The organism is Enterococcus avium ATCC 14025, assembly GCF_000406965.1.
GTDB lineage: Bacteria > Bacillota > Bacilli > Lactobacillales > Enterococcaceae > Enterococcus_A > Enterococcus_A avium.
Window position 1 is genome coordinate 432,953 of the sequence record NZ_KE136362.1, and the last position, 23,092, is coordinate 456,044.

The 23,092-nt window shown below is 39.9% G+C and carries 20 protein-coding genes and 1 pseudogene; 16 read left to right on the forward strand and 5 right to left on the reverse strand.

Annotation, left to right across the window (positions count from 1 at the left end):
- Positions 1 to 144: 144 nt before the first annotated feature.
- The 4 genes from OMU_RS09190 to OMU_RS09210 form a co-directional block, all read right to left on the reverse strand.
- A complete protein-coding gene (locus OMU_RS09190) occupies positions 145 to 900 on the reverse strand; it encodes a response regulator transcription factor (protein WP_016179640.1) in 756 nt (251 codons plus the stop codon).
- On the reverse strand, positions 897 to 1,616 hold the full coding sequence (locus OMU_RS23720; RefSeq protein ID WP_248620885.1) for an ATP-binding protein: 720 nt from the start codon (positions 1,614 to 1,616) through the stop codon (positions 897 to 899). Before OMU_RS23720 ends, OMU_RS09190 begins: the two co-directional genes overlap by 4 nt.
- 734 nt (positions 1,617 to 2,350) lie before the next feature.
- The gene (locus tag OMU_RS09205) at positions 2,351 to 2,959 is read right to left on the reverse strand and encodes an accessory gene regulator AgrB (RefSeq protein WP_016179643.1); all 609 of its coding nucleotides are present in this window, start codon (positions 2,957 to 2,959) and stop codon (positions 2,351 to 2,353) included.
- 108 nt (positions 2,960 to 3,067) lie between these two features.
- On the reverse strand, positions 3,068 to 3,427 hold the full coding sequence (locus tag OMU_RS09210; RefSeq protein WP_016179644.1) for a LytTR family DNA-binding domain-containing protein: 360 nt from the start codon (positions 3,425 to 3,427) through the stop codon (positions 3,068 to 3,070).
- A 521-nt stretch (positions 3,428 to 3,948) separates the two neighbouring features.
- On the opposite strand from OMU_RS09210, the gene OMU_RS09215 reads away from it, so the two are divergent.
- Both OMU_RS09215 and OMU_RS09220 read left to right on the forward strand, forming a co-directional pair.
- Entirely contained in the window at positions 3,949 to 5,100 is a 1,152-nt protein-coding gene (locus tag OMU_RS09215; RefSeq protein ID WP_016179645.1) for a glycerate kinase, read from the forward strand.
- A 450-nt stretch (positions 5,101 to 5,550) separates the two neighbouring features.
- Complete coding sequence (locus OMU_RS09220; RefSeq protein ID WP_016179646.1) at positions 5,551 to 6,285, forward strand: helix-turn-helix domain-containing protein; 735 nt, start codon at positions 5,551 to 5,553, stop codon at positions 6,283 to 6,285.
- A gap of 148 nt (positions 6,286 to 6,433) precedes the next feature.
- Here the strand turns inward: OMU_RS09220 and ypfJ are convergent, their stop codons facing one another.
- Positions 6,434 to 7,327 (reverse strand): KPN_02809 family neutral zinc metallopeptidase, encoded by an 894-nt coding sequence (ypfJ, locus tag OMU_RS09225; protein ID WP_016179647.1) that lies wholly within the window; start codon positions 7,325 to 7,327, stop codon positions 6,434 to 6,436.
- A gap of 416 nt (positions 7,328 to 7,743) precedes the next feature.
- Between ypfJ and OMU_RS09230 the strand changes: the two genes are divergently transcribed.
- From OMU_RS09230 to OMU_RS09300, 14 genes and pseudogenes are all read left to right on the forward strand, one after another.
- On the forward strand, positions 7,744 to 9,090 hold the full coding sequence (locus tag OMU_RS09230; protein WP_016179648.1) for a CHAP domain-containing protein: 1,347 nt from the start codon (positions 7,744 to 7,746) through the stop codon (positions 9,088 to 9,090).
- A 481-nt stretch (positions 9,091 to 9,571) separates the two neighbouring features.
- Entirely contained in the window at positions 9,572 to 10,960 is a 1,389-nt protein-coding gene (ltrA, locus tag OMU_RS09235; RefSeq protein ID WP_016179649.1) for a group II intron reverse transcriptase/maturase, read from the forward strand.
- A 336-nt stretch (positions 10,961 to 11,296) separates the two neighbouring features.
- Positions 11,297 to 13,444, forward strand: coding sequence for an ATP-dependent helicase (locus tag OMU_RS09240; RefSeq protein WP_016179650.1), 2,148 nt, complete (start codon positions 11,297 to 11,299; stop codon positions 13,442 to 13,444).
- A 26-nt stretch (positions 13,445 to 13,470) separates the two neighbouring features.
- A complete protein-coding gene (locus tag OMU_RS09245) occupies positions 13,471 to 13,908 on the forward strand; it encodes a GNAT family N-acetyltransferase (protein ID WP_016179651.1) in 438 nt (145 codons plus the stop codon).
- 28 nt (positions 13,909 to 13,936) lie between these two features.
- Positions 13,937 to 14,323: a C-GCAxxG-C-C family protein gene (locus tag OMU_RS09250; protein WP_016179652.1), complete on the forward strand. Its 387-nt coding sequence runs from the start codon at positions 13,937 to 13,939 to the stop codon at positions 14,321 to 14,323.
- 163 nt (positions 14,324 to 14,486) lie between these two features.
- Positions 14,487 to 14,903 (forward strand): hypothetical protein, encoded by a 417-nt coding sequence (locus OMU_RS09255; RefSeq protein WP_016179653.1) that lies wholly within the window; start codon positions 14,487 to 14,489, stop codon positions 14,901 to 14,903.
- Positions 14,904 to 15,043: 140 nt separating this feature from the next.
- Positions 15,044 to 15,553, forward strand: a complete 510-nt coding sequence (locus OMU_RS09260; RefSeq protein WP_016179654.1) for a DinB family protein — start codon at positions 15,044 to 15,046, stop codon at positions 15,551 to 15,553.
- Between the two features lie 290 nt (positions 15,554 to 15,843).
- On the forward strand, positions 15,844 to 17,709 hold the full coding sequence (locus tag OMU_RS09265; protein ID WP_016179655.1) for a BglG family transcription antiterminator: 1,866 nt from the start codon (positions 15,844 to 15,846) through the stop codon (positions 17,707 to 17,709).
- Positions 17,699 to 18,738, forward strand: a pseudogene (gene ypdE / locus OMU_RS24015) (aminopeptidase). The gene OMU_RS09265 and the pseudogene ypdE overlap by 11 nt, the downstream one beginning before the upstream one ends.
- Before the next feature lie 15 nt (positions 18,739 to 18,753).
- Positions 18,754 to 19,059, forward strand: coding sequence for a PTS sugar transporter subunit IIA (locus tag OMU_RS09280; RefSeq protein ID WP_016179658.1), 306 nt, complete (start codon positions 18,754 to 18,756; stop codon positions 19,057 to 19,059).
- A 31-nt stretch (positions 19,060 to 19,090) separates the two neighbouring features.
- A complete protein-coding gene (locus OMU_RS09285; protein WP_016179659.1) occupies positions 19,091 to 19,432 on the forward strand; it encodes a PTS sugar transporter subunit IIB in 342 nt (113 codons plus the stop codon).
- Positions 19,433 to 19,455: 23 nt separating this feature from the next.
- Positions 19,456 to 20,781 carry a PTS sugar transporter subunit IIC gene (locus OMU_RS09290; RefSeq protein ID WP_016179660.1) on the forward strand — a complete coding sequence of 442 codons (1,326 nt, stop codon included), beginning with the start codon at positions 19,456 to 19,458 and terminating at the stop codon, positions 20,779 to 20,781.
- A 15-nt stretch (positions 20,782 to 20,796) separates the two neighbouring features.
- Complete coding sequence (locus OMU_RS09295; protein ID WP_016179661.1) at positions 20,797 to 21,864, forward strand: M24 family metallopeptidase; 1,068 nt, start codon at positions 20,797 to 20,799, stop codon at positions 21,862 to 21,864.
- Positions 21,857 to 23,044: a MalY/PatB family protein gene (locus tag OMU_RS09300; protein WP_016179662.1), complete on the forward strand. Its 1,188-nt coding sequence runs from the start codon at positions 21,857 to 21,859 to the stop codon at positions 23,042 to 23,044. The genes OMU_RS09295 and OMU_RS09300 overlap by 8 nt, the downstream gene beginning before the upstream one ends.
- The last annotated feature ends 48 nt before the right edge of the window (positions 23,045 to 23,092 follow it).

The following is a 23,092-nucleotide window of genomic DNA, read 5'->3' on the forward strand; positions in this document are numbered from 1 at the left end:
ATGCAGGTTATTATTTTTAGTTTTCTGCTGTGGTGGTGAAGGGAACAGCTTTACGGTCAATATGAATGATGCGTCTGTCTATCGACCAAAAATCGGCAAAAAAAAGACAATCAATGGTGAACACTACTGATTGTCTTTTTTAGGTTATTTTTTTTGAAAAATCTGATTTATAGCATTCATTTTCTCCAGGGCGGGTCTAATTTTTCTGCGAGAGATTAAACAGGAATGATATTGATCAAAATAAACTACACCTTCTGATCGATCAATCTGTGCAATATTTTCTAAGTTGACGACGAAAGAGCGGTGGACCTTAAAGAAACGTTCATCCAAACTTTCGATTTCACCAAGTGTCGCATAAAAATTGACTAAACGAGATTTGCAAATAAGCCGCAGTTTATGAGAAATCTCAGTTGTTTCAAAATAAAGAATGTCAGAGAAGGGGACTTGGAAATTGCTGTGCTGATTGCTAAAAAAGAACGTTTCTTCTTTTTTTTCACTAGCTCGGTTATTTAAAAGGTTCTCAAAACAGTCAACTAAATGCTGTTTGATAGTATCAATGGGACTGTCTTTAGCAATAAAATCAAAAGCAGAAACCTTATAAGCATAAGTAATTGGCGCAAATTCTGAATGAGTGGTAATAAAGACGATCACTCCATAAGGGTCCATAGTCCGAATCTGACTAGCGATTTCTAACCCCTTTTTCTTTTCTCCATTGATTTCTATATCGAGAAAGTAGATGTTTTGATCAACGGTTTCTTGAACTTTTTTTAGTAGAGTTTCTGGTCTTGCAGTGGTAACGATTGATTTCGCTGGCCAACGTTTTTCTAAAAGGATTTCGCGAATGACTAGCTCTAAACGTTGCTGATGCATGATATCGTCCTCTAATAAAAAAATGTTCATCGTGGGATTTCCTCCTTGATCATCAAAATTTGTCGAAATACACCATCCTGATATTCTGTCTGCAATGAAAGATTTGTATAGTTTTGAAGAATTGTTTGGATCGTGGCTAAACCTAGACCACGATTTTTCCCTTTAGTTGAAAAATCTTTATCGAAGATTCTTACGATATCAATTGGTTCATCAGAACAGGAATTTTCAATAGTAAGTTGTATCTCTTTTTCCTTTTTATTTTTCAAAAAGACAATCGTTACAAAAGGATTTTCAGCGTCCTCAGCAGCTTCAATCGCATTATCTAATAAAATGGAAGTGATGCGCACATAATCTAAAACCTCAATTGGCTCATCTTGAATAATATCCTCAATTTCTAAATGGACAGGGATATTTTTCTGCCACGCTTGAATAATGTGGGTGGAAAATATCCCTTTTATCGGTAGAGTCTTCAGATTATTCAATTTTCCTAGGGCATAATGCTCATCCTCTAAAACGATACCTTCCGTTTCCAATATCCGCGTGTACGTATCTTCAATCACAGACAAATCTTTTGTTTTGATACTCTGATTCAAGCTAATCAGCACATTATGATAATCGTGACGAAAACTTCTAAGCTCATCGAACATTGCTTCGATTTGCTGAACATAAGAGGTCAAGTCAGCCAACTGATTATCTTTGAGCTGTTGGATGCGCTGTTTGTCCAGCTGACGAGTTTTGATGTTCAAATAGATTACCAATAGGACGATGACTAAGATGAATATAGCGATCAGATATTTTCGAATGGGGTTTTCGTCTTTTAAAATATACTTTTCTATCCAATAATTCCCGAACTGAATGATACAACATAGAGTTAGTAAAACATTTATAAATAATAGAAAAACTTGATTCCAACTATCCTGAAACTTCTCTAAAAGGGAGATGCTAGGTTTAATCAATCGCAATAAAACGAGATTGCATACTATTGAAAAAATGGGCGAGACGGCAATGTTTACTAGGTACATGTATTGATCAAAAAGTTTTTCTCCAATAATAAAACTAATTGACGAGTTCATGAAATAAGCAAAAACAACATAAGAGAATATTGTGTATATACCGAAAAACCAGATTAAATTAATATTACAGTCTTTGTTTAACTTTTTTCCAATAAACAAAAAATAAATCATAATTGCTACAAAAATCCCGTAACTAAAGATTAGATAAACTAGAATCGAAATTACGGGAAGAATAATCATTACTCTGATAGGAATCTTTTTGTTTATTAACTTAGAATAGATAAATAACTGAGAAAAATTTTCTATAGAAGTTAATAGGAATAACGTAAGGATTCCCATTCTATTTTTTCATTTTTAAGTTTTTTAGTTTTGGATTTTTTGGTTCATATCCCCACATGATACAAGGTCCGCCTAATAGAGTAGTAGAAGCAGTGACAAGAGTTTTTGAAATGTTCTTTTTCAGTTGATTACGGTTGTACTTGATAGTTTTCATAATTTTTATAGCTCCTTTTATTTAATTTATAAAACAGTGGATGAATCATGATGATTTCCACAAATAACCCGGTGATCATTAATGTTCCTATTTCGTTATTTACAAAAAATACAGCTATGAAGATAGCTAACAAAGCACTTAAGAAAGAAAATATACGTTTCCTTTTACGTTCACTTACGCTAACCAAGGGATTTTTTTCAGTATCCGCTGGAGCGTACAATAAGACGTAGCATAGGATCACGAGGGAAAGAATCGTCATCCAAAAGAAAGATAAGCTAAAATCCATTTTTTGAAGTATAAATGGAATGCCAACAAATGTTGTGATACCAAAAATAGAGCAATTAATGGTTGACTTCGCGTGCCAACCCCCAGCATGCCACCTCAAAAGAACGTAGGGCAGGTTCATGATAAATGTTTCAAATAGAACCCCTAAAAGATAAGCGATTACATAAACCTGGACAGTTTTGAAGATATTAATCAAAAAAATTTCCAGAGAATAGGCGACATTTTCATATTCATCTTCTGTCATATACTTCTTTGCTTGGATCTTATTTAATAAGAAAAACGTGAAGGTATGTGTCATTGTCTCACCTCTTTTGAGTAACTTTGTGTTACTTTTCGATTGTAAAGTATTTGCTTAATGACTACAACGAAAAAACGTGAATAGGCTAAATTACTCCTACATGATCAATTATACTTCTTGTTCGGCTAATAAAAAATCTTTAAGAGAGTCTTTTAATGGAGCATATTTTCTTCTGGAAAAGGGACAACTATTGTTAGAATGATCTTCTAAAAAGTAAATGTTTCGATCGTATTTGTTAATCTCTCGGATCATATACAGGTTAACGATAAAGGAGCGATGACAACGAAATAGCCAGCTTTGACTTGTATCTTCGAAGTCGTTTAAGTCGCCTGAAGCATAATGCTTCTCTTCTTTAGTAACAAAGCATAACGTATGGTTTTTCGCAGGATCTATAGTGATATATAGCAATTCAGTCGCTTGGATAACAACTGGCCCTTTTTTTGTTTCTAAAAAAATCGACGTCCGCATTTTTTTCTCCCCTTTTTAAGAATAATAATAGTGAGTTGAAGATGATTTGTTAAGACTTATACCGCGAATGGTTCAATTTCAATCGTATACGGTATGTTTTGAGTTTTTAATGGTTTGTTGTTTCAAATTCTATGCAAGAAAATTGAAGGACGAAATGGCTGGTGTTAGTGAGAGCATGATCTAAGCAAACAGAGCAGTGGGAAAATATTCAAAAGATGAAAAAAGTGATGAATCGCGGAAGCAGAGATCATGTCAAAATATGATTGGGAATTTTTGACATGTAGCTGTGCTTAGCGAAAAATATTTGATCTCTTGGTATTCAAGAACACTTAGGGCATGATAGTATTCAAATTACGAAGGAAGATAAGATCGTCTGCTATGTCTGATAAGCAAACTGTTGAAGCATTAGTCAAACCAATTTCAATAGAGGCTATTAATGTAGGAAAGTAGAGAACTTGAATATTGATAAGTACAACCTTTTTTAAAAGGATGCTCAGGAATCACTATGAGGAGGAACTATCATGAAGAAAACATTTGTCTTGGCTCCAGACTCTTTTAAAGAAAGTATGACTGCAAAAAAGGCCTGTGACGCGATGGAACGAGGAATTCGCAATGTGTTTCCCGAGGCCGAAGTCATTCAGGTTCCAATGGCAGATGGAGGAGAAGGGACGGTTGATGCGTTAGTTGACAGTAGCAAGGGCGCAAGAATCGAAGTGACCGTTTCTGGTCCGCTGCCGCCGGAAAAAGTTTTGACCTATTATGGCCTATTGGGTGATAAAAAAACAGCTGTAATAGAAATGGCTAAAGCTAACGGTATCGAACAATTGGCAAAAGAAAAAAGAAATCCTTTGCTTACATCAACTTATGGTACCGGAGAAATGATCAAAGCAGCGTTGGATCAAGGCGTTGAGAAAATTATTATCGGTATCGGCGGCAGCGCGACAAATGATGGCGGTGCAGGAATGGCACAGGCGTTGGGCGCTCGTTTCTTAGATGAAGACAACCATGAATTACCGCTGGGCGGCGCAGCATTGAAGGCATTAGCTAAGATCGATACAACTAAGCTTGATCCTAGGCTTAAGGATACGGAGATCATTATTGCCAGCGACGTGATCAATCCACTGATAGGTCCAAAGGGGGCTTCGGTTGTTTTCGGTCCGCAAAAGGGCGCCACACCATTGATGGTGGAAGAGTTGGATCAGGCGCTGGCTCACTATGCGACGGTAATTGAAAGAGATTTAGAGATAAAGATAAAAGAACAACCTGGTGCTGGAGCCGCTGGTGGATTAGGCGCAGGACTTTTAGTTTTTACAGGAGCGAAGATGCATTCTGGCATTGATTTAGTCATTGAATTGACTGACCTAGAGGAAAAGATTGCACATGCTGATTACGTGTTTACCGGTGAGGGCGGAATGGATTTTCAAACAAAATTTGGCAAGACTCCCTATGGCGTGGCAAAAATCGCGAAGAAATACAATAAACCAGTTTTTGCTTGTGCTGGTTTTATCGGCGAGCAAGTCGATGTGCTGTATAAGGAAGGGATCACGGCGATTTTTGGTATTTTAGCTAAAGCTGGCCCACTGGAAGAGGCTCTGGCTTTAGGCGAAATAAATTTGGAACGAACGGTTGAAAATATCGTTCGTGTGCTAGGTGTACGGCGAAGGCTCTTCTGATAGGTAATAAATGAATAATGATTGTAGGAAAAGGCGTTCTAAAAAGAATGCCTTTTTTTCTACTTGTTTTTAGTTAAAACAGACATGATTCAAGAAATCTTTCTTTTAGATAAAAATACTTAAGAAATGAATCGATTTTTTCAAACAACAAATTTCCAACGAATAAATGAAGCTTTTTCTGTTATTTCTTTTTAATTGGTTGAGTTTTCTGTAATAAAAACAAATTCTTTTCGTTTGTATTGTTTCTTTTAAATACAAGATTAGAGTTATAAGTGGTAAATAATGAATTTTATTTCTATTAGAATAATATTTGATTCGTAAGTAACTATACACTATAATAAATCCATTAATATATTCTTATTTTTTAGTAATAAAACAATTAATTTAATTTTTAAATCCTTTTTCGAAAAGAAAAAATAATTCAAATGCAAGAAAGAGAAGGAGAAAATAATGCAACTATTAGTGTTAACTAAGGTTCCTTTGTATGAAGAAAATTTTGAGAATCAATTGAAACAATTAGGAAATGAAGTCTACTGCTCAAGTAAGCTGTTGGAAATGATAAGACTAGATACTTTTAACAAACAATTTTTAACACAATTTGAAGGGATAATTTTCAGTGAAACATTGGTTGAAAAGGAAATTGATGAGTTGATCAAAGCATTGTCTAAAGGTCGATTTAAGTTTTTCCGTCGTGTGATTAATAATGATTGCGATGAAAGAATGAAGTCCAAGTATGATGCCTTGATTCCTGCAAGTTCGAATTTGGAAAATTTGAGGGATATTTTACAAATTGTTGAATTATCTCGTTTGGAAAATCAAAAGAAAGAACAGGCTCAGCAGCTTAGTGTTAGACAGAAATTATCTGATTTGACCTTAAAATTAAAGCAAAAGGAGATTGTCTACTATTTGATCCAAGCGGGCGATCGCGTTGTTTCTAGAGAAGAGCTTAGTCGTCAAATCTGGAGAAAGGAACCGAATGCCTCTGTTTTGGCAAGCTTATCTAAAGTTGTTTCTAAAGTAAATGAAAAATTAGAGCATGAGTTCGGTCATGAAGCGATTCAAACACTCTGGGGAAAAGGTTATCGCTTGAATAAAGAATTTTTTGATCATTTTGAAAATGATCTTGGAGTAAAAATTAAAACAGTTACGAGTTCTGAAATAGAAAAAACGAAGAAAAGTAGCTGAAAAATCTTAGATGTTGAAAGTTTTTAATGACTTAAACATTACGGCTCAGCTGATAAAGATTCTTTATATAGAAGTCTTTTGATTCATTTTTCTCAAATAAAAAAGGAAAAAACCGTAGACTTGGGCCATAGCTCAAGTTTACGGTTTTTTAGGCTGCAGTCGATAAATCGAGATTTTTTTCATTAAAGGTATCGCCATGATCTAAATCACCATATTTATATCCGCGTTTGAACCAGTTGATGCGCTGCTCACTAGTTCCGTGCGTAAAGCTGTCGGGAACAACGTAGCCCTGATATTCTTTTTGCAGGGTATCGTCGCCGATCGCATTGGCTGCGGTGATGGCTTCATCAATGTCGCCTTCTTCTAAAATCGGTTGACCTTCATAGGTTTCTCCGGCTAGATATTTCGAAAAGCATCCAGCTAAATAATCGGCTTGCAGCTCTAAGCGAACACTGTATTTATTGTACTCAGTCTCAGAAACGCGTTTGCGAATTTTATCTAATTGAGCGGAGATGCCCAGCTCGTTTTGAACATGGTGACCCACCTCATGGGCAATGACATACGCCATAGCATAATCGCCTGTTGCTCCGTATTTATTAGATAGCTCATCCGCAAAGCTCAGATCTAAGTAAACGTTCTGATCTGCCGGACAATAAAATGGACCTACTTGCGAGCTGGCTTGTCCGCAGGCCGAATTGACACTATCAGTAAACAAGACGAGCTTTGGATTTTGATAGGCTTCATTCAGCTCTTCAAACTCCCCATTCCAATAGTCTTCTAAATGAGCAAAGACGACAGCAGCGAACTCTTTTTGCTCCGTATATTCCTTTGAAGAAACATTTTCTGTTTCATAAGTTGCTGGTGTAACCCCGCCGCCTAATGTATCAGTAACGGTGCTTAAATCTCCGCCCGATAAAAAGAAGACGATCACAGCAATCAAAAAGACACCAATCCCGCCGCCAGTTGCTATTTTCCCGACTGGTCGTCCGCCGCCTGAACGGTCCTCCACATTGGAGCTTTGCCGATCCCCACGCCAACGCATAACATTTCCCCCTTTTTTCTATTAACTATAGTTTAGTCGAAAAGCCCATAGAACCAAAGAATTAAGCCTAGTGTTTTTAAATCTAGTACGTTTTCAGAGTAGATTAACGGTGTTTATTTGATAAATGAGAGAGACTGTTAGAAATAATCATTGATTCTTTTAGTTTGAGTTTATTTTCACTTTTTCGAGTATATATATACGATTAGCATAAAACGGAAGAATGACGATTTAGCTTGATATCTCGTTTAACAGGCGGTATAACAATGTTTTTATATTCATTCAATAAATTAAAAAATATTATTGAAATGTATTTGTAACATTTCTTTTATATGCATGATATATCCCTATGGTAGAATTACTTCTGACGTTATGCGATCTAACATTTTAAATCTACATAATAGCCGGAGGAATAATTAGTGAAAAAGAGTTTATTATCAGCATTGTTGGTATGCACAATCGCAGTATCAGCAGTACCGAATATTGCACTAGCAGATAATTACGATCAACAGATCCAAGAAAAAGATCAAAAGATCAGTGAATTACAAGGAAAACAATCTGGTGTTCAAACACAAATTGACGAATTAACAAACGAAATTGCAACAGTTAGCGGAAAAGTAAAAGACTTAGAAGCAAAACAAGATCAATTAAATAAAGATACAATGAAATTACAAGAAAAAATCGCCATTTTAAAAGTGCGTATCGCAAAACGTAACGAAGTCATTAAAAATCAAGCACGTGATACCCAAGTAAAGGGACAAGCTTCTAGCTATGTTTCTGCTGTTTTAGAGGCAGATTCATTATCAGATGTGATTGGTCGTGTTCAAGCGATGTCAACCATGGTGAAGGCGAACCATTCATTGATGGAACAACAAAAAGCCGATGAAAAAGCGGTTGAAGCAAAAGTTAAAGACAATGAAACAAAAGTCGCTGAAATTCAAACAAACCAAAAAGAATTAGAAGCACAAAAAAATGAAATTGCAAACAAACAAGCTGAATTGAATGTTGTGAAAGCAAATTACGCTGCAGAACAAGCAACAGCTGAACAAGATAAGTCTAAATTGAAAAAAGAACAAGAAGCGGCCAAAGCAGAACAAGCACGCATCTTGAAGGAACAAGAAGAAGCGGCCAAAGCTCAAAAAGCTGAAGAAGCACGCCAAGCGAAAGAAGCGGCGAAAGCCCAAAAAGCCTTCGAAGAATCTCAAGCAAAAGCTGCTGCAGAACAAGCAAAAGCAACAGAAGAAAGTTCAACAGCATCTTCAACTGAAGCTTCATCAAGTGCCAGTGAAGAAAGCGCAACGTCATCTTCTGCAACAGTTGAAAAAACTGAGCAATCAAGTACAGCTAAAACATCAACACCAGAACCAACACCTGCTCCTACTGTAAGCACAGGCGGTAGCAAAGTAGATCACACTGGTTCAGGCAATGCTTATGCAGTAGGTCAATGTACTTGGTATGTTAAAAACGTTGCACCTTGGGCTGGAACTTATTGGGGTAACGGTTGTCAATGGGGTGCCTCAGCTGCTGCTGACGGATTCCAAGTAGACGGAACACCTGCCGCTGGTTCGATCGTTGTCTTCGCACAAGGTCAATCAGTTGGAACATGGAATGCTGATCCAGCATACGGACATGTTGCCTATGTTCAATCATACAATGCGTCAAACAATACTATCACTATTACTCAAGGCGGTATGGGCTTCCCATCACCAACTGGGCCAAATACTGCGACATTAAGCGCAGCCGGTTTACAATATATTCATCCATAAGGATAAGACAAAGAGCTTCCGAGAAATCGGAGGCTCTTTTTTTGGTGTGCGCCCTGCATGGGTGAAAACTTGGTGGTGAAAGTCCACTACAGGCTTGGCAGTAGGAACTGTTAGCGAAAGACAAGGTGGCAATCGTGAGGTTGTGGCTGAAGGAAGTCGGACGCAAACTCCTGAACTGACGAACAGAAACTAGATACAAGGCTGAATTAGGTCGGATAAGTCTTCATCACAAGACAAAGTCCAATACTGCCCGAAACCTATACAGTAAATCTAGCAGTTACATAGGAGGAAAGTTTTCACTCTTACCGGGGGAGATCTCATGAGGGTGTTGTGGGCGTTGAATGAAAACAAACCAGCACAACGATCATGGCGACATGATGGTGAATCATGAGAAGTCAGCCGAGGTCATAGTAGTAACGACACTGACCGTTACGAAGGACTGAACAATAAGAATCTTGAATAATTTAGGAGGTGTGAGAAGATGCGACGACCGCAGAAAACAAGAAAACTTGGCTATCATCAAAGAGCTAGTGTGGAACACGAAGGGTATGATGAAGTGCGCAGCACTTCTTGCGGTGAACAGAGGAAACAAGATGGTGTAGAAAATCTGTTTGGGAGAATTCTAGAGCGGAATAATCTCAATCAAGCGTATCTTCAAGTAGTCAGAAATAAAGGGGCGGCTGGTGCAGATGGGATGACCGTCGATCAACTGCTTCCTTACTTGAAAGAGCACCGCGAGGAATTACTATCCAATTTACGCCAAGGGAACTATAAACCTCAGCCTGTTTTGCGAGTAGAAATACCGAAACCAAACGGCGGTGTAAGAAAACTAGGAATTCCCACGGTTATTGATCGTATGCTTCAACAGGCAATCAATCAAGTGTTACAACCGCTATTTGAACCAGAATTCTCAGATAATAGTTATGGGTTTCGCCCAAATCGCAGCGCACATGACGCAGTGAAGAAAGCAAAATCTTATTATGAACAAGGTTACCGATATGTGGTGGACATTGATATGAAAGCCTACTTTGACACCGTAAATCACGATAAGCTGATGTATTTCATTGAGCGGAAAGTAAAGGACAAACAAGTCCTAAAACTGATCCGTCAATACTTAATGAGTGGTGTAATGGAAAATGGACTCATCACAACAACGGAAGAAGGAACGCCCCAAGGAGGCAATCTCTCTCCCCTGTTAAGTAACATCTACCTGAACGAATTTGATCAAGTGCTAGAAAATCTAGGACATAAATTTGTTCGATACGCCGATGACTGCAATATCTATGTTAGAAGCAAACGAGCAGGACAGCGTGTGATGAAGAAATCCATTCAATTTCTCGAAGAACAACTAAAGTTGACGGTAAATCGAGAAAAGAGTGCGGTAGGAAGCCCATTGAAACGAAAGTTTCTTGGATTCTGCATTCTGCCAACAAAGAAAGGTATTAAAATTCGCCCTCACGCAAAAGCAAAACAGCGTGTGAAAAGCAAGCTCAAACAACTCACTAAAAGAAACCGTGGAAGAAGTATCCAACTTATTTTAAAAGAAATCAAGCAACTAATGACTGGTTGGATCAACTACTATGGAATTGGTGAGATGAAAGAATTCATGAGGGAGTTAAACGGTTGGTTGAAGCGAAGAATCAGACAATATATTTGGAAACAATGGAAGAATCCAAGAACCAAAAGGAAAAATCTGATTCGTTTAGGGATCGATAAAGCGAAAGCGTATGAATGGTCAAATACAAGAAAAGGTATTTGGTCAATCTCCAAAAGTCATATTCTTCATCGATCATTAACAGACAAAGAACTGGCCCACCAAGGATATGAGGACATCTCCTTGAAGTACCAGTTCGTACACTCAACTTATTGAACCGCCGTATACGGGTCCGTACGTACGGTGGTGTGAGAGGGGCGGAAGGTCAGTTGGCTTTCCCCTCTACTCGATTCTAACCTATAAGGAACATAAAAATTTCACATGAATAAATCGCTTTAGAGTAGGTAGATACATATTCAGCTTCACGAACGAGCTTTTCTACGCATACAGTTACTACTAAACTTCATTAAGCAAAATAGGCACGGCAATAAGTAAAAGCTGATCGAGTTCGCGAATTCTTTTTTAATGATCCGTGAATCACTATTAAAGTTTTGGAATTTCGGTATAATGAACAGGTATGATTTTTTTTTACATAGAAAGGACCATTGATAGATGCTTACAAAGCTTTCAAATTACATAAAATCCGATTTAATCGAGGCTGAAATAAATGCAGGAAAGGATCAAGACACCCTGCAGCAATTGGTCGCTCAAAATGGCGGTCATCCCTTCAGTGAGGATCAGCTGGCAGCGATTCGTTTTCCGATGCAGACGCATCTACGGATTATTGCCGGTGCTGGCAGCGGCAAGACCCAGACGATTTGTGCCAAAGCAGCTTATTTAGTGCTGGAAAAATCCGTCGATCCCAAGACAATCATGATGTGTACCTTTTCTCGCAAGGCGAAGCTGGAAATGGAAGCGCGGGTCAATCACTATTTGAGCGGCTATGCCCGTATCAGCGTTCAAACCTTTCATGGCTGGTTCAATGCCGAGTACAATGAGTTAATCCGTCAATTTCCCGCAGCGAAGCAGTGGGGAATCGCAGGTACGATCGACGAAGAGCACTATTATCAAACTGTCAATCAATTGATTAAAAAATATCGCTTGTATAATTTCGATAAATTCGAAGAACGTCCGATTGTTTCCCGAATTAGTTATTGGCGTAATATGGGGTATTCCGATCAGGAGATGGTGGATTTTGTCGCGCAGCATTTTGATCAGGAGGAACTTCTGCTAAATCAAAAGCTGAGTGTGGTTTTTCAACAATTTTTAGCCGAGCTGGAGTTGCTGAAAAAGAAGGAACAATTTATTAATTTTGACGATATGCTGTACAATCTCAAACTGATTTTGGAAAACGATAGGGCAGCGCGAGCCTTTTTGCAGGAAAAGTATCGCTATATTTTTATTGATGAATTTCAAGATATCAATCCATTGCAGAAACAAATCGTGGCGTTGATTTGTCCTCCTGATAAAATCGCTGAAGAGAAAAATTCAGGGAAACTGATTATCGTTGGAGACGACGATCAAAGTATTTATTATTTTCGGGGTGCGGAACCGAGCTATATCAAAGCGTTTGAACAAGAATATCAGCAAACGTCCTTGAAATTAATGACCAATTATCGTTCGGAGGCACCGATTGTAGAAGCGGGAAATCGGCTGATACAACACAATGCCCATGATCGTTTAGAAAAAACGATGATCGCAAGTAAAACGACAAGGGCACATGATTGCTATGCCATTGGTTTTTCTGATGATGAGGAAGAGGCCGCGTGGATTGGAAGAAAAATTCAAGAACTGGCGAAAAATACGCCGCTGAGAGATGGCAGTCCAGATTATCGGGAGACGATGGTTTTGTACCCAACTCGTGTGCAATTGCGTTCATTATTGAAGCAACTGAAAAAACAAAAAATTCCTTTTGTGACGCCAACCAATGATGATTTGCTGGGAATCTTCGGTTTGCCCTTGTTCAAGACCCTTTTTCAACAATTGGACATGCTGGCAGCAGCTACGACGATTCAGCAAAAAAATGAAGCACTAAGAAAAATTATCCAACAATACGCTTTTTATCATTTCATCAAATTTGGCGCCAGCGCTAAGTTCAGCGAGGAATTATTCAATCAAAATAAATTCAAGATTAATGATCTCGTCGCTTTTTTAATCAGTGAACGTAAGCTGTCACAAGCAGCTCAAAATCAAGCGAAGCAATTCTTTAAGCAAATCTATTTGTTTTATCAAGGCAAGCAGTTAGAGCTTGCGCCGTTATCGGCTGCATTACTTTCGACACCGAAATTCAAAAAGGAGTTGAGTGAAGAAGAAGCAGACTGGCTGAACAAAGAATTGACGGCAGCTGGTGATTGGCCGGGACTCTTGGCGGCTTATCAGCAGGCTAGTGAGCAAAATCAAGGCATGAAAAAACGTCTCAATGATTACGATCAGGATAAATTGAACGCTGTTTATCTGCTATCGATCCACGCTAGTAAAGGATTAGGTAAGAAAAATATTTTCATCAAAGGGGTGTATCAAGATGCGCTGCCCAACCATCATACGGTCAAAAAGGCAGAGTGTGATCTGAAGAAGGCTAAGGAAGAAGCTGCTCCGCCTACCACAATGGAAGAGCAGCGCCGTTTGATGTATGTTGCCATCACACGCGCAAAGGAAAATCTCTATGTGACCTATCCTAAAACGGTCAATAATAAAGCAACGGAGCCTTCGCCCTTTTTAAAAGAAGCGGGACTACCGCTCAAAGAAGAACAAAAAAAATAGTATAATGAAGGAAAACGGGAGGGCTTATGGACAATTTGAGCATCGAAGTAGGCAATGGCGTTCATTTACGAGCGACCAGCAGCTATATCCGTCTGCAGGTCTTTGTTTTAGAAAGATCCTTGGCATTATCTGATGAGTTTGATCAAAAGGATCAATCAGATACGATTTACAGTGTGCTTTTTGATGAGGCCCTTCCAGTGGCGACGGCTCGTTTTTTACAAGAGGATGAACGTGTTGCCCGGATCGGTCGTGTAGCAACCTTGAAGGACTATCGAGGCAAGCAATTAGGCAGTCGTGTTGTCAATTCGCTGGAAGCCTTGGCAAAGGAAAAGCAGATTGAACGACTGCTTATTCACGCGGAAATAACAGCGGCCGGATTTTATGAAGGTTTGGGATATTGTAGCGTAGGAAAGCCCTACGATGAGGATGGCGTACCTTGTATTACATTAGAAAAGCAGTTTTAGAGTGATTGAGTGAAAGGATGGACAGGTGATGGATCATCAAGAACAAGCAATGACTTATTTTCAAGCAGGTCGTAACTGTTGCCAAGCGGTCGTGGGTGCTTATTGTACGGAGCTTGGGATTACTGAAGAACAAGCAAATGAGCTTGCGGCAGGTTTCGGCGGCGGTAATTATCAGGGGTTGTGCGGTGCATTAGCCGGGACCTATATAGTAGCTAATTATTTGAAGGGTTCACCGGAATTGAATGATCCGGCTAAATGCAAAGACGATGAGGCTGGCAGACGGATGGTTGAAATGACCCAAGATTTTGAAGGCGCGTGTGGTTCACTCTATTGCATAAAGCTGCTGGGAAAACGCCCTTGTTCTGACTATGTCTGTGCGGCGATAAAAATTATTGACGAAAATGTAGCAGAGTAAAAATAAGCAAGATCACTCAACGGATAAAGCTGAGTGATCTTTTCTAATTCATCCGACAAAGTAAACGAGTACAAAAAGAGTTTGTCACCTCCAAAATAATATGTTACGATTTTCACTATCTAGACGTAGAATTTGAAAAGATGGTTGAAGGAGTGTTCATAAGATGAGTGTTTCAATTATTGAAGAAATCAAAATAAATCTTGTGAATTATCTAATCCGATGGAAAAAGCAAATTGCCAGTGCTCTGGCGGTTTTGACCGTCCTTCTTTTGTTTATCATCATTCAGCGAGCAACGCTGAATAATTCTGCCTGGCTGCAGGGGAATTGGACGAATCAGTCAGTCGACTATTCATTTAAAGCAAAAAATAAGGGCTTCACTAAATGGGCCATCAAGCGTAAAGGCTTATTCGTATTAAAGCATGCGTGGGTAACGGTGAATTCTAATAAAAAACGCATTATTTTGACTGATGATGGAAATACCGTAGAATATCAGGTGACCAAGCTGGATCGCAACCACCTAAAGCTAGAAATAATGAAAAACGGCAAGTCAAAAAATAGCTTAAAGCTGCAAAAAGAATAGATCAAGACCAATTATTCTGTGAAGAGGATTGGTCTTTTATTATTGCATAAAGCCCAATTGTTTTGCTGAATGTTTAATAGTTGCTCATAACCCACCCTCGTAGTAAAGTGAAAAGAAAGTGCTATTTAGGAGGTTTCAAGATGAAGAACACGGAATTCGCGATGGAAATGTTAGAGCGTGCTCAGGAACGTTTTGAGGATACCTTTGATCAGATGACCATAGAAGAAGCCAATCAGATGCCCGCTCCGTTGATCAAATCAGTCGTTTGGCTAATGTGGCATACAGCTCGAGAGTTGGATATGCAGATCTCTGATTTAAATGGAACAGATTTCTTATGGACAAGTGCTGGCTGGTCAGAAAAATTTGCCTTGGATTTACCCGATGATACGCCAGATTATCGACATACACCTGAAGAAGCGGCGAAAGTCATTGTGAATGATCGACAATTGGTACTAGATTATCTAGCAGCTAGTATCGAATTCACTAAAGAGTATTTGAAGCAGCTAGATGAGAGCAGCCTAAATGATGTGATCGATACGAATTGGGACCCGCCGGTAACTCGGCAAGTACGGATCGTTTCGGCAATCGATGACGCGGTGATGCATTCAGGTCAAGCGGTTTATACCAGACGGATGGTTATTGGGAAATAGTTTTTTTGAGAACAGGTCTTTTCTGAGGGAGATCTGTTTTTTTGTATTCAGAAATTTGTATCAAGCTAAACAATTCATTTTTTTTACAGAAGATAATAATAATCAATATATCAAAATTTTCATTTTTATTGTTTGAAGAGTTCGCGATTGTTACAATCCTTAAAGCGCGTATATCAATAAACAGATACGTTTTGCACAGTGAAGTGGAAAAAGTTCAACTTTTCTATTTGAAAGGGATTTCCTATACTAAATGTGTAAATGATTGCGCTTGCAAAAAAGGAGAGGTGAGGATGAGAGAGGTACAAATACTAACTGCATTGAAAGAGCATGGTTACTTGAAAATTGATCAGTTAGCAAAAATGATTGGTGTTTCCTCCCGAACAATCCGCAATGATCTGCAAGAGTTATCGGATTTACAACAGGGCTTTACGATTGAAAAATCCGCTAAGCTGGGTTGTCGATTGATTATTTCAGATGATACGCTTTTTTCTAAATATTTAGCCGGATTTTCTGAGATAACCATTGAAATGCAAAAGGATCGAATTGAGTCTTTATTAAGTTTGCTGTTGATTGATGAAAATTATCAAACAGTCAAACAATTAAGTGATGAGCTGCTAGTCAGTGGAAGTCAGATAAAAAAGGATCTTTCCAAGCTTGAATTATATCTAAAGGGCAGTTCATTAGTGCTGGAGCGCAAGGCACATTATGGAATTCGCATCATCAGTGAGGTGAAAAATCGACTCTTATTGTTATTGGATTGCTATCAAAGAGGAAACAATAAATTGCTGGAGAAATTGGAGAAAGCCTACGATCTTGAAAAACAAAAGAAAATAAAAGATCAGCTCTATCAGTTAATCAACAGCCATGAATGGGAAATCGATTATGGTGAGTTTCGGCGATTAGAAGAGAAATTACTTTTGCTTCTTCTGATCAAGTGGCAAAAAACGCAAGCTGAAGCACCAGTCTCCTATTTAACGGAGGTGCTGCAGAAGACATCTTTCTCTGTTCCGATTCAAAAGGAGGTTCACGAATTTTTTGAAGCTAGTCTACTAGCGAAGACTAAAAAGTTGGAAATTCTAAGCAACAAACAATTGTTGAAGGAAGAGATTATCCACTTCTTTCAGCAAATGGATGCGCAACAGAAGACTTGGTTTTCCACTGATCAGGAATTTCTTGATCTGGTCTATCTCCATGTTGCGGCATTGATCGAACGTTCAAGAAAGGACGTAAATTTCAGCAATCCATATTTGGAGGATATCAGCAAGGATTATCCGGTGATGTTTAATTATGCAGTGATGTTCTCAAAATGGCTGGAGGAAAGATTCCAGTTAACAATCGCTTCAGATGAGATCGGCTATCTGGCGACGCATATGACGGTTCCTTATCATAAGTGGCAGCAGCATCTGATTGAAAATATTTATCGAATTGCCGTGGTTTGTTCTTCTGGCGGCGGCATGGCTTATCTGGTTGAAATGAAGCTGCGCAGAATTTTTCCTCGAGCTAAGATTCAAACCTTTTCGATGTTTGAGATCGAAGACATTCAAACCTATTTCCCGGATTTGATCTTTTCGATTATTGAGTTAACGATCGAAGTGGATTGTCCAGTGATCTTAATGAGCGAGATTCAAAGCGAGCTTGATTATTTAGAGGTCAGTGAAAATCTTAGTTTGTTAAAAAGCGATGAAACCTTTTCGATTGAACGTGCGTTTTTTGACTTATTTTCTGAAGGCCTTTTCTGTATTGAAAAGGATCGTGTCTATTCCGAAATTTTGGACGACTTAGCTGATCAGGTAGAAGAACAGGTTGGCTTTTCAGGTTATAAGCGTTCCCTGATGGAAAGAGAACATTACCTGTCAACCATCTATCAAAATGGGATCGCGATTCCCCATCCGCTGGTGATGTCAGGCAAGGAGAATCGCGTGGCGGTTTGCTTATTACCAGAAGGAGCCAGCGAAACAGAGCGCGAAGCCAAAATCATTTTTATGGTGTCGTTAAAGGCCGAGCAGCTAGATATTCACCAAATCATCTCAAAAGAATTAAGCAAGCTAATGAACCATCCAGCCGCAATCAACGCGCTGGTTGAAAGTAAAGATTACCATGAATTTTACTATACATTAAAACGTGTTTTAGGAAGAAGGAAGCAAAGTGAACATTGAGTTTTTGAAAAATCTATCCAATGCAGACGGCATTGCCAGCAATGAAAAAGAAGTACGGCAAGCCATTTTAGCCGAGCTGGAGGAACTGCCTTACGAAAAACAGACAGACGGACTTGGCAGCTTGATCTTTACGAAAAAGGGCAAAAGTTCGAAGAGTATTATGATCTGTGGGCACATGGATGAAGTTGGCTTTATGGTGCGCAGCATCAGTAATTTGGGGTTGATTCATTTAATGGTGGTTGGCGGTGTCAAACCAATCGCCCAGCATCTGCAAAAAATCCGCATTACGACCTTTGACGGAAAAAAATCAGCGGAGTCATTAACGGCGAGTATCGCGATGGAAAAACGGAAAATCTTTATTGTGATATCGGCGCAACGACAGCTCAAGAGGTTGCTGAGTTAGGAATCGAAGTAGGGAACATGGCCTGCTACGCAACGGAGTTTGAAGAATTTGCTGTGAAGGATATTTACGCTGGAAAAGCCTTTGATGATCGATTGGCTTGCTTTGTGATGGGAGAATTAATGAAGCGCTTCGCAAATGCAGAGTTGCCGTTAACCGTTCATTTTGCCAATACTAGCAGTGAAGAAGTCGGCATTCGCGGTGCGAAGACGGCTGTTCAAGCTGTGGACCCGGATATTGTTTTCGTGATTGATGTCGCCACTTTTAGTACCGAGTTCGTTCGTGATCACACGAATCAGAGGCAAATCGGTCAAGGACCGATCTTAACCCATTTTGACCGAACCTTAGCAGCGAATTTGGAAATGATCCACTATGTTAAGGAAACAGCGCAGAGCCAAAATATTTCGCTGCAATTAGACATGTTCAATTCTGGCGGAACCGATGGCGGAGAAGCCCATAAGGTGAATGAAGGCAAACCGACTGTTGTAACGATTTTGCCTGTTCGCTATGGGCATTGTGCTTATTCGATCGTGAATATAAGAGATGTGCAGCAAATGATCGATTTGTATGAAAGCCTAATCAAAAACTTTACAGAAGAAACGTATCACCGCATGGTGGACTTTATTTAAAGGGGATAGAACGACATGACAAAAGAAGAACAAGAAATCGTCCAATTGATCTCGATCGCTGGCGAAAGCAAAGCCAAAGCCTTTGAAGCGTTGAAATGTGTCAAAACCAAGGATTTTGATTTGGCCAAGGGACTGATCGAAGAATCTCGCAACCTTGATTTAGAGGCTCATAATATCCAAACGGAGCTAATTTCTCGTGAGTTGAATGAAGAAGTGGAGTCCTCGAATGTTGGATTATTGATGGTTCATGCTCAGGATCATTACATGACCAGTCAATTGGCTCGTGACTTGATCGAAACACTTATTTCAGTATTGCAATAATAAAAAAATAAAGATAAAGGGGAAAAAGAACATGAAAATTTTACTATGCTGTGCCGGAGGTTTCTCGACAAATATGCTGATGCAAAATATGCGGAAGGTAGTGCAACAGAGTGCCAAGTTGAACGATGCGGACTTTGATTTCACTGCGATTCCCGCAGATTCCATCGAAAGTCAAATTGATGGCTGGGACATTGTTTTAGTCGGACCGCAAATCACTCATAAAATCGATTTTATCAAGTCAATCTTAGAACCAAGAGATATTCCTTATGCGGTGATTGATAAAGATGTTTATGGACAAATGGACGGCGCAACTGTCATGAAGCTTGCGTTGGTCACTCATAAGAAACATCAGTTAGCAAAACAAGCCGTTTAACCAGATAAATGAGGAGGAATACCATGTTCGCAAAATTTGAAGCATTTATGAACCGATTCTTCGTCCCGTTAGCTCACAAGGTAGATAACCAACGCCATTTGAGTGCGATCAAAGCCGGGATGGTTGCTATGACCCCCTTCACCATTTTAGGAAGTTTCTTCGCTATTCTTCCAGCATTGCCGAATATGCTGGGAGAGTCCAATAGCTTCAGTCAATTTATTTTATCTAATGCTGAGCTTTTCAATCTGCCAGTTACCCTATCGACAGGATTGATCGGGTTGTATGCTTGTGCGGCGATTTCCTATAATTTGGGAAATCATTACAAATTATACATTCCTGATGCGGTGACCTTATCACTTTTTGGATTTTTGTTTATGACGGCTGTGTTTGATGAGAATGGTCTGTTAGATATTACGAATTTTGGTGCCAAAGGGTTATTTACGGCTATGTTTGTGGCATTGATCACGGTGGAGTTATACAACTTCTGTAAGAAGCACAACATGACGATCCGAATGCCAGAAGGGGTGCCAGATTTTGTTTCCAAATCCTTTGAACTGATTCCAGTCACCTTGTTGGTCGGCGGAACCTTTATTCTTGGGCGCTTCGTATTGATGCAAACAGCTGGAGAACTTCCACCAACGATCTTAACTCGCTTCTTGTCGCCGTTGGTTGGCTCGATGGACAATCCATGGTCAGTGTTGGCGTTAAACTTCTGTATCTGTTTGATTTTCTTTTTCGGGATTCATTCATCGGTTTTCAGTCCGATTACTCGTCCGATTATGGTGGCATTTATTGCCGAGAACATTACTGCTTTCCAAGCGGGTCAGCCGATTCCGCATTTCTATACTGCGGGAGCGTCGAGTGCGTTCTTTGGTTTTACTGGCTGCGGAATCTCGATTGGCTGTGTTGTGGCCTGTCTGGTTTCGAAATCCAAACGCTATCGCCAAATCGGAAAGGTCTCACTGTTTCCGGCATTGTTTGGTATTAATGAACCCATCCTGTTTGGTGCACCGATTATTTTGAACCCATTGATGTTTATCCCGCATGTCTTTGGCGGCGCGATCATTGGAACGTTGCCAATGTTCTTTATGCATTGGGGCTGGTTGAACAAGCCAGTCTTTGACCCGCCGTATGTGGGTGTTTTCCTAGAGGGCTTTTTAACGAATGGTGATTGGCGAACTATTCTAGCTAACGCATTGCAATTGGTTCTAGCCGTCGCGTTCTATGTCCCATTCTTTAAGGTCATGGAGCGGAATGAGTTGAAGGACGAAGCGAAGAAAAAAGAACAGAAAAATATCTTCGACCAAGGCGATACCGATATTTTGGATGGTTTGGACTTAGACTTCTAGATTGGAGTATTACAGATGAGAATTGAGAAAATCCAACAGCTTTTACAAGAGTCGGGGAAGGACGCAATCATCTTCAAAAACCGTGAGAACAAAAAATATTTTGGCTCGTTAGGAGGCAGTGGCATCTATCTAGTTGTCACGCCTTCTTCACAGGTACAGTTTTTTGATGGTCGTTACCGGCAGGAAATAAAAGACTTAACAAATGGCTTTGAAAATTTCGAAGTCCCGCAGGGCAGTTATCTGCCAAAGATTTTTGAGTGGCTGCAACAACAGGGAATTAAGCAATTAGCAATCGAGCCGAATGGATTGTCGATCCAAGAATATCGTGCGTTTTCGGAAGAATTTGCCGTCGAGATCTGGTCACATCAGCTTCAAGAAATCCGGGCGATCAAATCAGCGGAAGAAATTCAACTGATTAGAAATGCCTGTGCCTTAACCGATGAGATTTTTGCTGAATTAGTACCGGAAATCAAAATCGGCATGCCGGAAAATGAACTAGGAGCGTTGATTCATTATCTTTCATTGAAAAAGGGAGCTTCAGCGATGGCCTTCGAGCCGATCGTTGCCAGTGGTCCCCGCAGCGCATTGCCTCATGGACGCCCAACTGAACGAGCATTTGAACAGGGAGATTTTATTACGATTGATTTCGGAATCGTCTTGAATGATTACCAGTCAGATATGACGCGGACGGTGATGCTAGGCAAGGCTGATAATGAATTACAAACGATTTATCAAGTAGTAAAAGAAGCGCAACAAGCAGCTTCGGACTTTATTCGTGAAGGCGTTACTGGTCAGGAAGTCGACGCGGTGGCTCGTAAGATCATTACTGAAGCTGGTTATGGCGACTATTTCAGTCATGGATTAGGGCACGGCATCGGCATGGGCGGCGATGTGCCAATCTTGAATCCGAAGAGTCAAATGGTACTAAAGGAAAACATGGTGATGAGCGTTGAGCCGGGGATTTACCTGCCAGGTGTCGGCGGTGTGCGGATCGAGGATGATGTCGTGATCCAAAACGGTGTCGGAGTCGCCTTGAATCACACGACGAAGGAATTAGTGAGCGTAGGTGAATGCTATGTATGATTTGGATAAGGTGATTGATCGCAAACAAGGCAATGCCCGCAAATGGAGCAATCAAGTATTAAAGGAAAAATTCGGCTTAGCTGAAGACGCGATCCCGATGGACTTGGCGGATATTGATTTTGAAGTCGCACCCGCGATCCAAGCGGCGCTCATGAAACGGGCGAGTATTGGCGACTATAGTTATTCTTATGTGCCAGATGAATTTTACCAGGCAGTGATTGATTGGAATCAGCGGCGCTATGATACACACATCGAAAAAGAATGGATTAAGCTGACCTTCGGAACGGTTTCGACCTTGCATTATATCGTGCAGGCGTATACGGAAAAAGGTGACGGGGTTCTGATCAATACACCCGCCTACGACCCCTTTGCGGAAGCTGTAGAACATAATGAGCGGAAGCTTTTTTGCAGCTCACTGATTAATCACGACAACCGATATTATCTTGATTTTGAAGATGTGGAACGGCAGATGCAGGAAAATAAGATTAAGCTATTTATTTTTTGCAGTCCGCAAAACCCTTCTGGCCGGATTTGGACGAAGGATGAACTGTTTCGTTTAGCAGAATTATGTCTTCGTTACGATGTTCTTTTGGTCTGTGATGAGATCCATCGCGATATCGTCTATAAAGGACAAACCTTTACATCGATTTGGAATGCCCATCCCGAGATCGCGCAGCATAGTGTTTTGTGTCTGTCACCGAATAAAGGCTTCAATCTAGGTGGATTGAAAACCTCCTATGTGGTAATCCCAAATCAACAAATTAGAGAAACACTGTTGAATCAATTGCAAAAAAATTTCATCACTTCGCCCCATGTTTTTGCTGTACCGGCTATTGTGGCCGCCTACAACGAAAGTGAAGCGTGGCTGGATGAGATGATTGATTATGTGGCAGAAAATATGCAAATCGTTTACGATTTCTTTGCAGAAATTCCAGAAGCTAAAGTGATGCCAGCCGAATCATCCTTCTTGGCTTGGATCGATGTTCGCGATTGGTTTAATGATGAGACGGACATGCAAGAATTCTTCCGGCGAGCGAATTTAACGATGGTCGTTGGCAGTTATTTTGTTCAAGATGGTGAAGGGTTCGTTCGTTTGAGTATCGGCATGCCTAGGGAATTGTTGCTGGAGGCATTAGGGCGGATCAAGAAAGAATATGTTCGAAGCATGGAATATGTTTAGCTTTTAAAAGCTGGAGCATCGTTTTATGGTGCTCTGTCTTTCTTTTTG

What these genes read in the sequence shown, in the direction of transcription:
- OMU_RS09190 (WP_016179640.1), bottom strand. Translation starts at nt 900, where the DNA reads ATGAACATTTTTTTATTAGAGGACGATATCATGCATCAGCAACGTTTA.
- OMU_RS09205 (WP_016179643.1), bottom strand. Translation starts at nt 2,959, where the DNA reads ATGACACATACCTTCACGTTTTTCTTATTAAATAAGATCCAAGCAAAG.
- OMU_RS09210 (WP_016179644.1), bottom strand. Translation starts at nt 3,427, where the DNA reads ATGCGGACGTCGATTTTTTTAGAAACAAAAAAAGGGCCAGTTGTTATC.
- OMU_RS09215 (WP_016179645.1), top strand. Translation starts at nt 3,949, where the DNA reads ATGAAGAAAACATTTGTCTTGGCTCCAGACTCTTTTAAAGAAAGTATG.
- OMU_RS09220 (WP_016179646.1), top strand. Translation starts at nt 5,551, where the DNA reads ATGCAACTATTAGTGTTAACTAAGGTTCCTTTGTATGAAGAAAATTTT.
- ypfJ (WP_016179647.1), bottom strand. Translation starts at nt 7,327, where the DNA reads ATGCGTTGGCGTGGGGATCGGCAAAGCTCCAATGTGGAGGACCGTTCA.
- ltrA (WP_016179649.1), top strand. Translation starts at nt 9,572, where the DNA reads ATGCGACGACCGCAGAAAACAAGAAAACTTGGCTATCATCAAAGAGCT.
- OMU_RS09240 (WP_016179650.1), top strand. Translation starts at nt 11,297, where the DNA reads ATGCTTACAAAGCTTTCAAATTACATAAAATCCGATTTAATCGAGGCT.
- OMU_RS09245 (WP_016179651.1), top strand. Translation starts at nt 13,471, where the DNA reads ATGGACAATTTGAGCATCGAAGTAGGCAATGGCGTTCATTTACGAGCG.
- OMU_RS09250 (WP_016179652.1), top strand. Translation starts at nt 13,937, where the DNA reads ATGGATCATCAAGAACAAGCAATGACTTATTTTCAAGCAGGTCGTAAC.
- OMU_RS09255 (WP_016179653.1), top strand. Translation starts at nt 14,487, where the DNA reads ATGAGTGTTTCAATTATTGAAGAAATCAAAATAAATCTTGTGAATTAT.
- OMU_RS09260 (WP_016179654.1), top strand. Translation starts at nt 15,044, where the DNA reads ATGAAGAACACGGAATTCGCGATGGAAATGTTAGAGCGTGCTCAGGAA.
- OMU_RS09265 (WP_016179655.1), top strand. Translation starts at nt 15,844, where the DNA reads ATGAGAGAGGTACAAATACTAACTGCATTGAAAGAGCATGGTTACTTG.
- OMU_RS09280 (WP_016179658.1), top strand. Translation starts at nt 18,754, where the DNA reads ATGACAAAAGAAGAACAAGAAATCGTCCAATTGATCTCGATCGCTGGC.
- OMU_RS09285 (WP_016179659.1), top strand. Translation starts at nt 19,091, where the DNA reads ATGAAAATTTTACTATGCTGTGCCGGAGGTTTCTCGACAAATATGCTG.
- OMU_RS09290 (WP_016179660.1), top strand. Translation starts at nt 19,456, where the DNA reads ATGTTCGCAAAATTTGAAGCATTTATGAACCGATTCTTCGTCCCGTTA.
- OMU_RS09295 (WP_016179661.1), top strand. Translation starts at nt 20,797, where the DNA reads ATGAGAATTGAGAAAATCCAACAGCTTTTACAAGAGTCGGGGAAGGAC.
- OMU_RS09300 (WP_016179662.1), top strand. Translation starts at nt 21,857, where the DNA reads ATGTATGATTTGGATAAGGTGATTGATCGCAAACAAGGCAATGCCCGC.